At 72.4% G+C, this 14227-nt stretch carries 11 protein-coding genes, 1 pseudogene and 1 riboswitch; of the genes and pseudogenes, 5 read left to right on the top strand and 7 right to left on the bottom strand.

Annotation, left to right across the window (positions count from 1 at the left end):
* The first annotated feature begins 213 nt into the window (after nucleotides 1–213).
* Nucleotides 214–398, top strand: a riboswitch (cyclic di-AMP (ydaO/yuaA leader).
* Between the two features lie 7 nt (nucleotides 399–405).
* Nucleotides 406–1554, top strand: coding sequence for a C40 family peptidase (locus tag EST54_RS16895; RefSeq protein ID WP_129248466.1), 1149 nt, complete (start codon nucleotides 406–408; stop codon nucleotides 1552–1554).
* A gap of 164 nt (nucleotides 1555–1718) precedes the next feature.
* Here the strand turns inward: EST54_RS16895 and EST54_RS16890 are convergent, their stop codons facing one another.
* Nucleotides 1719–2072, bottom strand: a complete 354-nt coding sequence (locus EST54_RS16890) for a hypothetical protein (RefSeq protein ID WP_129248465.1) — start codon at nucleotides 2070–2072, stop codon at nucleotides 1719–1721.
* Between the two features lie 325 nt (nucleotides 2073–2397).
* Here EST54_RS16890 and EST54_RS16885 point away from each other — a divergent pair, with 325 nt between their 5' ends.
* Nucleotides 2398–3531 (top strand): C40 family peptidase, encoded by a 1134-nt coding sequence (locus EST54_RS16885; protein WP_129248464.1) that lies wholly within the window; start codon nucleotides 2398–2400, stop codon nucleotides 3529–3531.
* Nucleotides 3532–3704: 173 nt separating this feature from the next.
* Here EST54_RS16885 and EST54_RS16880 read toward each other — a convergent pair whose 3' ends face one another.
* The 4 genes from EST54_RS16880 to EST54_RS16865 all read right to left on the bottom strand — a co-directional run bounded on the left by EST54_RS16880 (nucleotide 3705) and on the right by EST54_RS16865 (nucleotide 9007).
* Nucleotides 3705–4829, bottom strand: coding sequence for an alpha/beta hydrolase (locus tag EST54_RS16880; RefSeq protein WP_129248463.1), 1125 nt, complete (start codon nucleotides 4827–4829; stop codon nucleotides 3705–3707).
* Nucleotides 4830–5022: 193 nt separating this feature from the next.
* The gene (locus EST54_RS16875; protein WP_129248462.1) at nucleotides 5023–5736 is read right to left on the bottom strand and encodes a LuxR C-terminal-related transcriptional regulator; all 714 of its coding nucleotides are present in this window, start codon (nucleotides 5734–5736) and stop codon (nucleotides 5023–5025) included.
* A gap of 89 nt (nucleotides 5737–5825) precedes the next feature.
* On the bottom strand, nucleotides 5826–7124 hold the full coding sequence (locus tag EST54_RS16870) for an ATP-binding protein (protein WP_129248461.1): 1299 nt from the start codon (nucleotides 7122–7124) through the stop codon (nucleotides 5826–5828).
* Between the two features lie 173 nt (nucleotides 7125–7297).
* Nucleotides 7298–9007: a serine/threonine-protein kinase gene (locus EST54_RS16865; protein WP_239013119.1), complete on the bottom strand. Its 1710-nt coding sequence runs from the start codon at nucleotides 9005–9007 to the stop codon at nucleotides 7298–7300.
* Nucleotides 9008–9343: 336 nt separating this feature from the next.
* Here EST54_RS16865 and EST54_RS16860 point away from each other — a divergent pair, with 336 nt between their 5' ends.
* Nucleotides 9344–10816 carry a PspC domain-containing protein gene (locus EST54_RS16860; RefSeq protein ID WP_129248459.1) on the top strand — a complete coding sequence of 491 codons (1473 nt, stop codon included), beginning with the start codon at nucleotides 9344–9346 and terminating at the stop codon, nucleotides 10814–10816.
* Complete coding sequence (locus tag EST54_RS16855) at nucleotides 10813–11040, top strand: hypothetical protein (protein WP_129248458.1); 228 nt, start codon at nucleotides 10813–10815, stop codon at nucleotides 11038–11040. Before EST54_RS16860 ends, EST54_RS16855 begins: the two co-directional genes overlap by 4 nt.
* A gap of 132 nt (nucleotides 11041–11172) precedes the next feature.
* Here EST54_RS16855 and EST54_RS16850 read toward each other — a convergent pair whose 3' ends face one another.
* Together EST54_RS16850 and EST54_RS16845 are read right to left on the bottom strand one after the other, a co-directional pair.
* Nucleotides 11173–11718, bottom strand: a complete 546-nt coding sequence (locus EST54_RS16850) for a TQO small subunit DoxD (RefSeq protein WP_129248457.1) — start codon at nucleotides 11716–11718, stop codon at nucleotides 11173–11175.
* A gap of 411 nt (nucleotides 11719–12129) precedes the next feature.
* Nucleotides 12130–13398, bottom strand: a complete 1269-nt coding sequence (locus EST54_RS16845; protein ID WP_129248489.1) for a hypothetical protein — start codon at nucleotides 13396–13398, stop codon at nucleotides 12130–12132.
* A 422-nt stretch (nucleotides 13399–13820) separates the two neighbouring features.
* On the opposite strand from EST54_RS16845, the pseudogene EST54_RS16840 reads away from it, so the two are divergent.
* Nucleotides 13821–14227 (top strand): annotated as a pseudogene (locus EST54_RS16840) (hypothetical protein); the annotation flags it as partial.

Raw genomic sequence — 14227 nt, 5'->3', positions numbered from 1 at the left:
GACGGCGGGGCGCAGATCAGCGGGCCGGGTCCGGGGCGGCCAGGCCGGCGCCTCGTGTACCCGAATCCGACATCTGCCACAACAACCCCCGGATCGCGTTCAGGTCACAAAAAGGTTTCGGGCATATCGAACATCAGCCTTCACAGGAGCCACACGAGTTGGCTAACGTCCTCGCTCAGGCGGCCCGCCTCCCCGCGTACGACAGCGTCCGCACGAGCCGCCGCGCCGAGTCCGGCCCTGCCCCACGGCACCCGGAGCCGGGGACCCACCAGCACCACCGGGGTGAATCGATCCGTACGGCCGTCTCAGGCGGACGTCAGGACCGTAGGGCAAGCCTTCCGTCATCGACACCGCCCGAACCCGACAGCTAACCCGGTAGGCGGTCCACGGAAGGAGTTGCCGGTCTTGGCGTCCCATCGCAAGCCGCGCACCAGCGTCCTCGCCTCGCCCGGAGGCCGCCGCACGGCTGCCGGGCTCACCACCGCAGCCCTCGCGTCGGTCACCCTGCTCTCGCAGTCCGCCGACGCGGCCCCCCGAGCGCCCAAGCCCACCATCGAAGAGGTCAAGAAGAAGGTCGACGACCTCTACCACCAGGCCGAGCTGGCCACCGAGAAGTACAACGGGGCCAAGGAGCGCGCCGACGAACAGCGCCACACCGTCGACGGCCTGCTCAATGCCGCCGCCAAGCGCGCCGAGCAGATGAACCGGTCCCGGCACCAGCTGGGCATGTTCGCCTCGGCGCAGTACCGCACCGGCGGGATGAACCCGACGGCGCAGCTGATGCTCGCCAAGGACCCGCAGCAGTTCTTCGACCGCAGCCACCTCATGGAGCGGCTGACCAGCCGGCAGAAGCAGGCCGTCACCGACTACCAGGAGCAGGCGGCCGCCGCGGCGCGCCAGCGGGCCTCGGCGACCGACAGCCTGGAGCGGCTGCAGAAGTCCCAGGCCTCCCTCAAGGAGTCCAAGCGCTCCGTCCAGGACAAGCTGTCCGAGGCCCGTCAGCTGCTGTCCCGGCTGACCGCCCAGGAGAAGGCGCGGCTGGCCGAGCTGGAGCGCCAGAAGGAGGCGGCCGCCAAGCGCAAGGCCGAGGAAGAGGCGCGCAGGCAGCAGGAGCGCGAGCGCCAGCGGCAGCAGACGGGCGGCGGTTCGACGGGCGGCCAGACCGGTGGCAGCTCCGGCGGCAGCTCGACCGGCGACTCGTCCTCCACCAAGGCAGAGAAGGCGCTCGCATTCGCCCGCGCCCAGATCGGCAAGCCGTACGTCTGGGGCGCCACCGGCCCCAGCTCCTACGACTGCTCGGGGCTGACGCAGGCGGCGTGGAAGGCGGCCGGCGTCACGCTGCCGCGGACCACCTGGGACCAGGTCAAGGTCGGCCAGCGGGTGGCCACCAAGGATCTGCAACCCGGTGACCTGGTCTTCTTCTTCGACGACATCAGCCACGTCGGGATGTACATAGGCGGCGGCAAGATGATCCATGCCCCGCACCCGGGCGCCAGCGTCCGGGAGGAGTCGATCTACTACATGCCGATCTACGGGAGCGTCCGCCCGGGCTGAGGCCCGGCGCCCTGTGCTCCCCCACCGAACCACCCCCCACGGCCACCCCCCACACGCCACCGCGCGGCCATCGCCTCCGGATCCGGAGTGCGAGGACCGCGCGGTGTGCTGTTTTGGGGCGGAGGTCCGCTTGCGCCTTTGTGGCGGTGGTCCGCTTGCGCCGCTCAGGTCCAGAGCACCGCGATGAAGATGTTGGCCACGGTCAGCGCACCGACCGCGCCGAAGAGCGGCTTGGCGACCGTCTCCTCGTCCCGCTTGACGTAGACCAGCGCCAGGATCACCACCAGCACGGCCATCTTGATGCCGATCTTGATGGTGTTGACGTGGTGGCCCTCGGCCTGGTTGAGGCCGACCAGCGCGACGCCGGTGACCAGCATCGTCAGCGCGCCGTGCAGCATGGCCGGCACGAAGCGGGCGGTGCCCGCGCCCATCGCCTTCATCTGGGTCATGAAGCCGCCGAGCAGGGCGGCGATGCCGATGATGTGCAGGCCGACGAAGAGATTGATTACTACGTCCATAGTGCGGGATCGTAGCCGCCGCATAGCACGGCCCCGCGGGCAGGGCGCCCACAATCGTCGCTTCGGTCATGCCGGACCGGTACCGGCCGTGCAGCCGCCGACGGCACGGTCATCCGCACACCGGCACCGGTCGAAAGCGAACAATGCCGGGCAAGTGGGCTCCCTGGCGCGACACCCAGGCTTAGCGTCCTCCTCCAGGCGGTCGACTCCCCGCCTTCGCCGGCCCCCCACCGGCGTCCTGTCGGCCGTCCCGCCGCGAGGTGCGGCGGCGGTTCGTTGCCCCCGTTGCGGACCGCCGCCGGCCCCGCGGCTCGAAGGGAAGGAAGTGACGGCCACCGTGGCCTCGCACCGCAAGCCCAGGCAGCATCCGCTCGCCTCGCTGACCGGCGGCACGCGCACCGCCCGTACCGCCGCCACGCTGGCACTCGCGGGTGCCGCCACCGCCACCGTCTTCGACGGCACCGGCCAGGCCGCATCCCCGCCCACCCCCGCCCAGGTCAAGGGCCGGATCAACGCGCTGTACCAGGAGGCAGAGGTGGCCACGCAGAACTACAACGGTGCGAAGGAAGCCGCCGGCACCGCACGCCAGGAGCTGAGCAGGCTGCAGGACGAGGCCGCCCGCCGGACCCAGAAGCTCAACACCGCCCGCACCGAGCTGGGGGCCGTGGCCGCGAGCCAGTACCGCTCCGGCGGGGTGGACCCGACCGTACGGCTGCTGCTGTCCGCGGACCCGCAGCGTTATCTGGACGGCGCCGCGGTGCTGGAGCGTGCGGGCAGTCATCAGGCGACCGCGGTGGCCGGTTACGCGCGCCGGCTCGGCAGCGTACGGCAGGTCCGGCAGCGGGCCGAGGAGACCGCGGAGCGGCTGGCGGCCACCGAGGCCACCCTGAAGAAGCACCGGGTCACGGTCGTCCACAAGCTGGACGCCGCCGAGCAGTTGCTGAGCCGGCTGACCGCCGAGCAGCGGCAGCGGATGGCGGGACGGGACGGTGTCGGCACGGACGGTGTCGGTACGGCCCGTACGGCACGTGCGGACCGGGGGACGCGCGCGGACGGCCCCCTCGACGGGATCGCCCACGGCCCAGGGGCTGCCGCGGCCGCCGCCCCCAACCCCCGTGCCGCGCGGGCCGTTTCCTTCGCCTACGCCGCCCTGGGCAAGCCGTACGTCTGGGGCGCGACCGGACCCTCCGCGTACGACTGCTCGGGACTGACCCAGGCCGCCTGGAAGTCCGGCGGCGTCGCCCTGCCGCGGACCACCTACACCCAGATCAGCTCCGGACCGCGGATCGACCGGTCCCAACTCGCCCCCGGCGACCTGGTGTTCTTCTACTCCGGCATCAGCCATGTGGGGCTCTACATCGGGGGCGGCAAGATGATCCACGCACCGCATCCGGGGGCGCCGGTACGGATCGCGCCGATCGACCAGATGCCGTTCGCGGCGGCTACCCGGCCGGCTTAGGACGGGTCGGGGTGGGCCGGCCGGGACGGCCGGGACGGTCGGCGGCGGCCGGCCCGGCTGGGGACTGCCGGCGGCGGCCGTACCGGCTCAGGACTTCCGGCGGCCGCCCGCCCGGTTCAGGTCCCGGCTCAGGTCCCGGCTCAGGGGCTTGAGCGCGGGACCGGACGGAGGGCTCACGCCCGGAGGTACATCCCCAACCAGCGGAAGATCTCCGGTACCTGATGGCGCCACACCACCATGGTGTGACCGCCCGCGTTCGCCGGGATCAGCTGGACGGTCACCGTCGTCGGACGCTTCGCGAGCTGGCGCAGACCGATGCCGGCCTGGTAGCCGTCGCCCGCCGCGCCCGACACGTACAGCGCGGACCGCGGCGGCTTCCCTGCCGCGTTGGCGGACTTCAGGATGTGCAGCGGGTTGGACTCAATGCGCAGCTTGGGGTCCTTGCCGGCGAGCGAATCGCGTTCCAGCGCCGGGTCGTTGTAGCCGGACATGGCGACCCCGGCGCGGTAGCGGTCCGGGTGGGACAGCGCGAGCTTGGCGGCGCAGTGCGCGCCGGCCGAGTAGCCGGCCAGGGCCCAGGAGTCCGGCTTGTCGCCGGCCCGGAAGTTGTCGATGACCATCTTGCGTACGTCGACGGTCAGCCAGCTGTCGGCGTTGACCTGCCCGGGGACGTTGACACATCCGGTGTCCGCGCCGGCGAGGAGATCGGTGCGCGGCGCCACGAGGATGGCCGGCTTGATCTGGCCGCTCTGCATCAGCGGCTGGAGCTGTTCGGCCGCGTGGATCGAGCCGAACCAGGACTTCGCCGAGCCGGGGTAGCCGGGCAGCAGCTCGACCACCGGGAACTTCTTGTTCCGGTAGGCCGGGTCGTTGTACTGCGGCGGCAGCCAGACGTACACCTCGCCGACGACCCCGGATATCCGGCCCTTGAGGTCGGTCATCTGCACACCGGGGCCCACCTTGGGGTCGTCGGCCGGGCGGAACCGCTGTATCTGCTTGGGCTCGTTCTTGATCTGCTGGCCGCCCATGCCGTCGGGGCCGAGGTCCCGGGCCGCCGCGACATGGCTGTCGGTGCCGAGCAGATCGCCCCAGGTGTCATAGAGGTTGTTGGCGTTGTTGACCAGGACGAAGACCACGGTGATGGCCGTGGCCTGGGCGAACAGGAGCATCAACAACCGTGCGAGGCCGCGCACCAGGGGTGGCCCGGCTATCCGCCCCCACAGGGCGAGCGGCAGCACAACGGCCACAATCAACAGCGTGATCGAGGTGAGAAAGAAGGGCGTGCCCGTCAGGCTCATCGGGTCTCGCTTCCAGGACAGCTACGCGAAGGATGGGGATGGTTCCGGCCCCGCCTTCGGCAGTGAGCCTCTCCGCGCCGTTAGATGGCGATCCGCGTCGTCCTGGTTGCCCGTCTTTGGTGCTTCTTTACACCCCCGTCACACCCGCCTCCGTCGTCCGCCGCTCCTCGGCTCCACGCGCCGGGCCCGCAGGTCAGACCAGTCGCCGGGCCGCCGCCCAGCGCGTCAGTTCATGGCGGTTGGAGAGCTGGAGCTTGCGCAGCACCGCGGAGACATGGGACTCGACCGTCTTCACGGAGATGAACAGCTGCTTGGCGATCTCCTTGTACGCATAGCCGCGGGCGATCAGCCGGAGGACCTCCCGCTCGCGCTGGGTGAGGCGGTCGAGGTCCTCGTCGATCGGCGGGGCGTCCGTCGAGGCGAAGGCGTCCAGGACGAAGCCGGCCAGCCGCGGCGAGAAGACCGCGTCGCCGTCGGCGACCCGGAAGATCGCGTCGACCAGGTCCGTACCCGTGATCGTTTTGGTGACATAGCCGCGGGCACCTCCGCGGATGACGCCGATGACGTCCTCGGCCGCATCCGAGACGGAGAGCGCGAGGAAGCGGACCGGGCGCTCGGCGTCGGCCATCATCGCGGCGCTGCGGCGCAGCACCTCGACGCCGCCGCCCCCGGGGAGGTGGACGTCCAGGAGGACGACCTCGGGGCGGGTGGTGGTGATGACCGTGACCGCCTGGTCGACATCGGCGGCCTCGCCGACCACCTCGACGCCGGTGCGCCCCGTCTCGCCGATCTCGGCCTGCACGCCGGTACGGAACATCCGGTGGTCGTCGACCAGCACGACCCGTACGGTCCGGTCCCCGGCCGCCCCGCTGGCGGCCCCGTCCTGCTGTGCGCCCTCGCTGGTCATCTCTTCCGCCCGTCCTTCGGTGTCTGCCCCGTCATCATCCCGTGCGCCGGCCCGCGGTGTCGCCACCGGCCGCCCGCGGCCCGGCGCCGTCATGCGTCGTGCTCCTGCGCCGCGCGTTCCATTTCCAGCTCGACGACGGTGCCGCCCTCGGGAGCGGAGCGCAGCCGGGCCGTCCCGCCGTTGCGCTCCATCCGTCCGATGATGGACTCCCTTACGCCCATCCGGTCCTCGGGGACCGCGTCCAGGTCGAATCCGGGGCCGCGGTCGCGCACCGAGACGAAGACCGTGCGGCCCTCCACCTCGGCGAACACCTGCACCGCGCCGCCCTCGCCACCGTACTTGGCGGCATTGACCATCGCTTCGCGTGCGGCCTGCATCTGGGCGCCGAGCGCCTCGTCCAGCGGGCAGTCACCGACGACCACGACCTCGATGGGGACGCCGTGGTGGTCCTCGACCTCGGCAGCGGCCTTGCCGACCGCCTCCGCCACGGTGGCCGGCTCCTCGTCCTCCTCCTTGCCGCGGCCCTCGGGCTTGTAGAGCCAGGCGCGCAGTTCGCGCTCCTGGGCACGGGCCAGCCGCGCCACCTCCCGGGGGGCGTCGGCGTTGCGCTGGATCAGGGTGAGGGTGTGCAAAACCGAGTCATGGACATGGGCGGCCACTTCGGCCCGCTCCTGGGCACGGATGCGCATCAGCCGCTCCTCGGAGAGGTCCTGGGTCATCCGGACGAGATAGGGGCCCGCCAGCAGCGCGATGCCGACGACGACGGCGAGGGCGGCCTGCAGCACCGAGCCGAGATGGCGCACCGATCCCTGCAGCACGACGATGATGGTCACCCCGACGCAGACCAGCAGTACACCGGCCGCGCCGCGCAGCACGGGCAGCACGCCCTTGCGGCGGCCCAGCTCCAGCCACTGGGCGCGACGGGAGTTGTCCGCCTGACGCCACACCAGGGCGACACCGGCGCCGATCAGCAGCACCGGCCAGACATAGCCGTCGGCCCGGCCCAGCTGGAACCGGGAGGCGACGATCGAGGCGCCGATGAGCAGCGCGATCAGTGCGAAGACCTGGCCCCGGTCGGGCTTGTGCCGCGGCAGGCGGCGCTTCCCGTCGGCCGCGGCGGGGTGCCGGTGCTCCACGCCGCCGACGCCCAGCGGGACGAAGAACCAGAACGCGGCATACAGCAGGGCGCCCATGCCGTCGGCCATGAACAGGGCCACGAACACGATCCGCACCCAGGAGACCGGCAGCCCGAGATGCCCCGCCAGACCGCGCGCGACACCGCCGAGCAGCCGCCCGTCGGCGCTGCGGTACAGCTTCCGCACGGGCGGGTCATCCGGGTCCGGCGCCGGGGCGTAGCCCGTCTCGGCACGGGGTGGGGCGGTGGTCATGTCCCCGATGGTCACACGACGCCGCGGCACGGGGCATCAGGGACGACCCTGAAGCCGTCCCTGAACTTTCACCACGTGGCACCAGAGGGGCGGGGAGCCGGACCGGGGCCCAGTGGCCGGGCCTGGCGTCCGGAGCCGGAGTGGGCGGCAGGCCCAGGGTCCGGTGCCGGTCGTCAGCTGGTCGGATCGGACCGGCGGAAGCCGTCCTTGATGTGCGTGAAGAGCTGCTCGTACTTGGTCCAGTTGTCCTTCGGCGCGGTCACGCAGATCGCGTACTCCTTGGCGCCCTCGCGGCCGAACCCGAGGTCGACGCCCCGGAAGGTACGGGCCCGTCCCTGGAAGGTGAACTCCCAGATCGCGGCGGGGTCGCCCTGGTATCTCGTGGGCTGCATCCGCAGCCGCGAGTAGACGGGGTACAGCTTCTTGAAGGACGCCTCCACGTCCGTGAGGTGCTGCACCTGGTCGGGCGAGGAGAAGTCCAGGGCGCTGAGAGTCACCTGGGCGCGTTCGGCGTCGGAGGAGTAGATGATCTCCCGTCCGCTGTCCCTGACCTGCCGCTTCCAGCCGACGGGCAGCGGGAAGGTCACACCGAGCGCGGACTCGGTGATCTTGCGGTAGCCGGCGGGGAGAGCCGGCGGCGGGCCGAGTTTGTTGTCCGGGACACGGGGGCGCGCCGGGACGTCCTTGTCCGAGGCCTCGTTGGCCACGCCGGTGTCGTCGCGGTGCGTCAGGTACCAGGCCGTGCCCACCCCGCCGCCGGCGACCAGCACCCCGACGACGGTCCAGACCGCAATCCGGGCGCCCCTCCGCCTACGGGGCTTCTTGCCGCTGGCGGGGACGGCCACCGGGCCGGTCATGGCCTCGCCGCCGGCGTCCGCACCCGTACCGGTAGCGGTACCGTTCCGCGTCCCGGTGCCCATGCCGTTTCTTGTGCCGGTGCCCGTGCCGTTCCGTGTGCCGGTGCCGTTCGCGGCGTGCTCCGGGGCGGCGTCTTCCCCACCCATGGGAGCCACGGCCCGGGTCGGCGCCTCCGTCGTCCCGTTCGTCGCGGCCGAGTCCGGGGCGCCACGCCCGACCGTGCCCAGCGCGAGCGTCGGCCAGCCGATCATCGCCGTGTCCACCTCGGCCTCGGTGGCCCGCAGCGCCTGCTCGACGACCTCGGCCGACGGCCGGTCCTGCGGCTCCTTGGCCAGCAGCGCCTCGATCAGCGGGGCCAGCGAACCGGCATTGCACGGCGGCTCGTGCGGGTCCATGGCAATCGCGTAGGCCGTCTCGACCGCGGTGTTCTTCCGGAACGGGGGACGCCCCTCGACCGCCTGATAGAGCGTCGCGCCCAGCGCCCACAGATCGGAGGCGGGCCCCGGGGTTCCGCCCTTGACCCGCTCGGGCGCCAAGTAGTCGATGGAACCCACCAGCTCACCGGTCTTGGTGAGCGTGGAGGTCCCGCTGGCGACCGCGATACCGAAGTCGGTGAGCACGACCCGGCCGTCCTCACCGAGCAGGACGTTGCCCGGCTTGACGTCCCGGTGCAGCACACCGGCGGAGTGTGCGGCACGCAGCGCCGCAATCATGCCGCGGCCGATACGGGCGGCCTCGCGCGGGGTGAGCGAACTGTCGGCCCGTGCGGCTTCCTTGATGGCATCGCCGAGAGTCGTGGAGGGGACGTATTCCATGACGATGCAGGGCAGCCCGGCGTCGTCCACGACGTCGTGCACCCCCACCACATTGGGGTGGTTGATGCGCGCCGCGGCCTGCGCCTCACGGGTGGTGCGCTCATGACGCGTTGCCAGCTCGTCCTCTTCGAGCTGCGGCGAGACATGCAGTCGTTTGACCGCCACCTGGCGCCCGAGGAGTTCGTCCCGGGCTCGCCAGACGGTCCCCATACCGCCCTGGCCTATCCGTTCAACCAGGCGATATCGCCCGGCGACCAGTCGCCCCTCGTTCACCGACGCCGCCTCCGTCACCGCACGCCCCTCCGGAGCCCCGTACGTACGTATCCAGGGCGCAACGATAGTCGCCACCGCGCGCGAACAGGCCTGTGGCCACCACACGTACACGCCCTTCTTTCATGCCGCGGCAACAGCCCGGGGTCATATGCGAACCCACGAGGGATTTCACCACCCCCCTGGGGCGCCTCGGGGCTGCCGGCCGCAGATCTCAGGGATCCGCCAGGGTTTTCACCGATGCCGCGGTCCGGCGTTCCTTGTCACCATGGGCCCATGAGCGATACAGCCCCCGTCGAGGAACCGGCGCCCGGCGACCCTGCCGGCCCCGCCGGTCCCGCCGGTCCCGCCCCGGCGCCTGCCCCGCTGCGCCGCAGCCGGCGCCACAAGGTGGTCGGCGGGGTGTGCGCCGGACTGGGCCGGCAGTGGGATCTCGATCCGGTGATCTTCCGGATCGTGCTCGCCGTGCTCTCCGTCGGCGGCCTCGGCCTCATCGTCTACGGCTTCGCCTGGCTGCTCATCCCCCTCGACGGCGAGGAGGAGAACGAGGGCCGCAGGCTGCTCTCCGGCCGGGTCGAGGGCTCGGCTCTGACGGCCCTGCTGTTCGCGCTGGTCGGCTGCGGGCTGTTCCTGACCACGCTCGGCAAGGGCAGTATGATGCCGTTCGCCATCATGCTGATGCTGGCGGTGGCCGGCTCCGCCTATTGGTCGCGCCGGCGCCGGCAGATGGGGGCGCAGGGCCCGGAGTCGCTGGACTCCGCCACCGCACATGCCGTCGCCGATGCCCCGCCCGAGACCAAGGCGCCCCCGGTACCGGCCTTCCCCTCCTGGTGGCGCGACCCGCGCTCCAGGGAGGCCGGCGGTCCGGCCTACCTGTGGGGGCCGGACAACACCCCGCTCCCGCTCGACATCAACTACCGGTACGAGCACGGCACCGGGGCGCCCACCGCACCGCACGGCGCCGGGACCGGCGGGAACCGTCCACCCGGCGACGCCTCCACGCCGCCGCACGGCACCCCTCCCGCCCCACGCAGAACTCGCCACGGCGGCCGGTCGATCGGCGGCTGGACCTTCCTGCTCGCGCTGCTCGTCGGCGGCGGCACCGCGCTCGCCGTCTCCCGGCAGGACGGCCTCGTCCCGTCCCTCCAGGCCGGGCTGGCGTGTGCGCTGGCCGTCTTCGGCCTCGGGCTCGTCCTCAGCGCCTGGTACGGACGGACGGGCGGCGGCACGGTCTTCCTGGTGGTACTGACCGCCCTGCTGCTGACGGGGGCGGCGGTCATGCCCCGCAACCTCACCGCCGACTGGCAGAAGCGCACGTGGACGCCCACCAGCGTCGGTGCCGTCCGGCCGCACTACGAGGTCGGGGCGGGGGAAGGCACGCTGGACCTCGGTGACCTCCCCCTCAAGGCCGGCCGTACGGTCCACACCAGCGTGGACGTGGCCTTCGGCCGCCTGGAGGTGCGGCTGCCGCAGGGAGTCAGCGCCCGGCTCCATGTCTCGCTCGGGCTCGGCGATGTCCAACTCCCCGGTGAGTCACCGCACGACGTGGACCTGTCGGGGGGCGACCGGCAGCGGACCATCGTCCTGCCCGCCGACGGCCTCAAGAAGGGCGAGAAGCCGCGCGGTTCGGTGGATCTGGACCTCCACATCGGCGCCGGGCAGGTCGCCATCCAACGCCTCGCGCCGGACTCCGCCCCGCCGGCTCCCGTCGCGCCGACCGCCCCGACCCCTCAGGGAGCCGCCCGGTGAAACGCCACCCCTTCGAACCGGCCCGCCTCATCGCAGGCCTCGCCGCCCTCACCGTCGGCGTGGGCTACGGCCTCGACGCCCTCGGCCTCTGGCAGGCCCCCGGCCTCTGGTTGTTCCTGGCCCTCCCCGTCGGCCTCGCCCTCTCCGGCATCGCCGCCGCCTGGACCTCGTCCCGCCGCCACCGCACACCGCCCACCGACCCACCGCCCGTCACACCGTCCTGACCAGGCACACACCCTCCTGGCCGGGCAGCGCCCTCACACCCCGACGGGCGCCGCCCCCGGCCGCCCAGTCACCCCAGCCCCGCAGTCGCCCGGTCACGCGGCTGCCCCGCCACCTGGCAGGCTCCCGCCCGCCTAGCCGTACAGCTGCGCCCCGTGCCGCTTGCGGCGGTTCGCGAGGGCGGAGTCCAGGGAGAACCTCGGTGTCCCGGCCAATACGAGCGGGACCCAGGCCATCAGGTAGGCCAGGTCGTTGCCGTAGTAGTACGGCGTGGTCGCCCAGCTCACGGTGAGCCACAGCATCAGCGAGATCAGCGCACCGCCGAACGCCGCCAGCCGCCCCAGCAGGCCCACCAAGGTCCCCAGGCCGACCGCCAGTTCACCGGCCGCGATGGCATAGCCGAAGATCACCGGATTCTGCTGCGCAAGGTCGATGAGCTGCGGAAACGCCGCCGCGTCATGGACTTGGCGCAGCGTTTCGCCCAGCGACCCCGCACCGGAGGCGGACAGAAACGCCGGGTCCGTCAGCTTGTCGATGCCTGCGTAGAGGAAGGTGGCGCCCAGGAAGAGCCGCAACGGGAGCAGCGCATGGCGCGCCCACTGTCCCCGCATTCCGGTGGCGGGGCCGTCCAGGCTCGCACCTCCGAATTCGGCACCCATCGTGCGATTCGCATGAACCATGACGTCCGCCTCTCCGTTGCCACCGGGCGCAGACGATTGTGCCCGCGCCCGCGCCTCGTGGGGAGATACGTACGCACATGCGCAAGAGGTTCAACGGACGGCTGCACTTCCGGCGGCCGGGGCACACAGAAACGTCACGTCCCGACGGTCACGCCCCGGCCGTCACGCCACCGCGGACGGCCCTGCCGACCACGGCCGTCAGAGGGGACCGCCCGGCAGACGAGACGCCTCGCGACCCTCCCCCCGACGCCCCGAAGATCCGGACACCAGGAGTCCGGGAGACCGGGAGACCGGGAGACGGAGACCAGGCGGGAATCCAGGAATCCGGGGATCCAGGAACCCGGGGATCCAGGAGTTCCGGGAGACCGCGACCCCGGAGAACACCCCCACCCCTCAATCCAATCAATCCAATCAATCCAGGATGTCCAGCGGATAGCCCGCCGTCTCCACCCCCGCGGCCGTGATCACCCGGACCTTCACCCGGCCCGGCTCGACATCGACCGGGACCGGGACCGTCAGCACCCCGTCCGTGGGATTGGTGAAGCCGCCGGCCACCGGGACCAGGGGGACGGGGACATGGACATCGCCGATCCGCACCACGGTCTGGGCAAGCCGGTCGGGCGTGCCGGCGCCCGGCGGGACGAAGCCGGCGCCGCGGATCTCGATGTCGTCACCGGTGCGGACCGGTGCCGCGAGATCGCCCAGCTCACGGGAGCGCACCACGGAGAGGATCACCGGCCGGCCGCCCGTCACCAGCTTCCCCATCAGCGAGGTCGTCCCGGAGAGCCCCGCCAGAAGCACCAGCCCCCAGGGCAGCTGCGGCAGTTCGTTCGCCTGCCGCGCCAGTCGTACCAGGGCGCAGCCCAGGACGGCGGCGTTCACCAGGACGTACTGCACGTCCAGGAAGCTGCCGCGCCCCGCGTCGTCCGTCAGCAGATCGGCGGCGCGCGGCCGCTCCGCGGGAACCTTCTGCAGCCACCCGGACCGCACCCGCGCGCCGACCAGCCCGTACGCCAGCACGGCCACCCCGCAGGCGACCGCAAGCATCGTCAGCAGGGAGCCGGACCGTGCGAACGCCAGGCCCTGGAGCAGGGTGCGCCGCGCCTCCGGGGTGCCGGCCAGCGCCAGTTGTACCGCGAGCGTCAGGACGGCGTACAGCACCGCACCCGCCCAGCCGGCCGCCACCGTCCGCGAGGTGGACAGCCGGCCGTCCTCCCCGATCAGCGGTGCCAGCGCCCCGCCGTGCGCCCGGTGCCACCAGGCCGCCGCCGTCACCCCCAGCGCCAGTACGACGGCCGCGAGCAGCCCCGCCGTCCGGGTCGCCGTCCAGCCGTGGGCGAGGGCGGTCAGCGCCTGTCCGAGCAGCACAGCCACCACCGCGCCCCAGACGCCGAGCAGGGTGCGTCGCCGTACCGTCGTCAGCCAGGTGACCCGCTCGGCCGCACGCCGCTTGGTCAATTCCCGTGCGGAGAGGGTGAGTTCGTCCGAGACCCACTGCCGGGAGGCGCCGGCGGAGCGGGCGAGCCCGGCCGGCACCCCACGTCCGGCGGCGAAGTCCTCCCGCATTGCGACGAACGCCGCAACCGCCTGTCGGTGCCCCACGCGGGCGCCGTGCGGACACTGCCCGCAGCGGCACTCGCCGCCGTCGGCGCCCTCCCCCGGCTCACCCGCACCGGCCATCCCGCCCGCCGCATCCACCGCCACGTCCGTTACCGCCCGCCACCGTCATCAACTTGTCCCGTACAAGGGGGAATTGTGCCGTAGAAAGCCGGGTGCGATATCAAACATCCAGCTGGCGGCGGGTGGTGGGCGCATCGGCGCGTTGACGTACGGCGCCAGAAGAGCCGGAAAGCCGTGCGCGCCCCGACATTTCCGTACCGGCGTGCGTATCTGTACCCCGGCATTTCCGTACCGGCGTACGCATCCGTACCCCGACATTTCCGTACCGGCGTGCGTATCCGTACCCGGCATGCCGTACCGGCGTACGCATCCGCCCGCACGCCTGACCAGCCGTGCGCCAGGAAATACGGGCAGGTCCCCCATTTGGGCGAACCGGGGTACGGCGACGGCTGAGCCGTCCGCGTGCTGCGCAAGCTCTCGCCGTGTGCCACGTACCCCAACCGCACAGGTCACTCAGCGCGCCCCGGCCGGAGGGACCACCGCCGCGCCGGTCCGGCGACCGGCCCGGCGCCCGTTCCCCGCAACTCCTGCGCGCCCTGGGGCGCCTGGCACCCAGGCTGCTGGCGGCCGCCGCCGTATGTCTGCTGCTGACCGGGGCCGCCGCGCTGCTCGCCACCGCGCCGGCGGCAGCCGCCCAAGCCCCGGGCGGGCGCCCGATCAGCGGCAATCCGGCTGCCGGCGACAACTGCGCGTACGCCGGGACCGCACCGCCGGTGGACGTGCCGACCGGGTTTCCCATGCCGCACGGCTGGCACTTCCCCTGCACCCGGACCACACCGCCGGCTCCGCCGACCCACCCGCCGGCCCCTCGTCCGCGCACCCCCAGGCC

The organism is Streptomyces sioyaensis, assembly GCF_004122735.1.
Classification (GTDB): domain Bacteria; phylum Actinomycetota; class Actinomycetes; order Streptomycetales; family Streptomycetaceae; genus Streptomyces; species Streptomyces sioyaensis.
The sequence above is the reverse complement of the archived record's forward strand: the minus strand, read 5'-3'. Positions and strand labels throughout refer to the sequence as shown.

What these genes read in the sequence shown, in the direction of transcription:
- EST54_RS16890 (WP_129248465.1), bottom strand. Translation starts at nt 2,072, where the DNA reads ATGGACGTAGTAATCAATCTCTTCGTCGGCCTGCACATCATCGGCATC.
- EST54_RS16880 (WP_129248463.1), bottom strand. Translation starts at nt 4,829, where the DNA reads ATGAGCCTGACGGGCACGCCCTTCTTTCTCACCTCGATCACGCTGTTG.
- EST54_RS16875 (WP_129248462.1), bottom strand. Translation starts at nt 5,736, where the DNA reads ATGACCAGCGAGGGCGCACAGCAGGACGGGGCCGCCAGCGGGGCGGCC.
- EST54_RS16870 (WP_129248461.1), bottom strand. Translation starts at nt 7,124, where the DNA reads ATGACCACCGCCCCACCCCGTGCCGAGACGGGCTACGCCCCGGCGCCG.
- EST54_RS16865 (WP_239013119.1), bottom strand. Translation starts at nt 9,007, where the DNA reads ATGGGGACCGTCTGGCGAGCCCGGGACGAACTCCTCGGGCGCCAGGTG.
- EST54_RS16860 (WP_129248459.1), top strand. Translation starts at nt 9,344, where the DNA reads ATGAGCGATACAGCCCCCGTCGAGGAACCGGCGCCCGGCGACCCTGCC.
- EST54_RS16850 (WP_129248457.1), bottom strand. Translation starts at nt 11,718, where the DNA reads ATGGTTCATGCGAATCGCACGATGGGTGCCGAATTCGGAGGTGCGAGC.
- EST54_RS16845 (WP_129248489.1), bottom strand. Translation starts at nt 13,398, where the DNA reads ATGGCCGGTGCGGGTGAGCCGGGGGAGGGCGCCGACGGCGGCGAGTGC.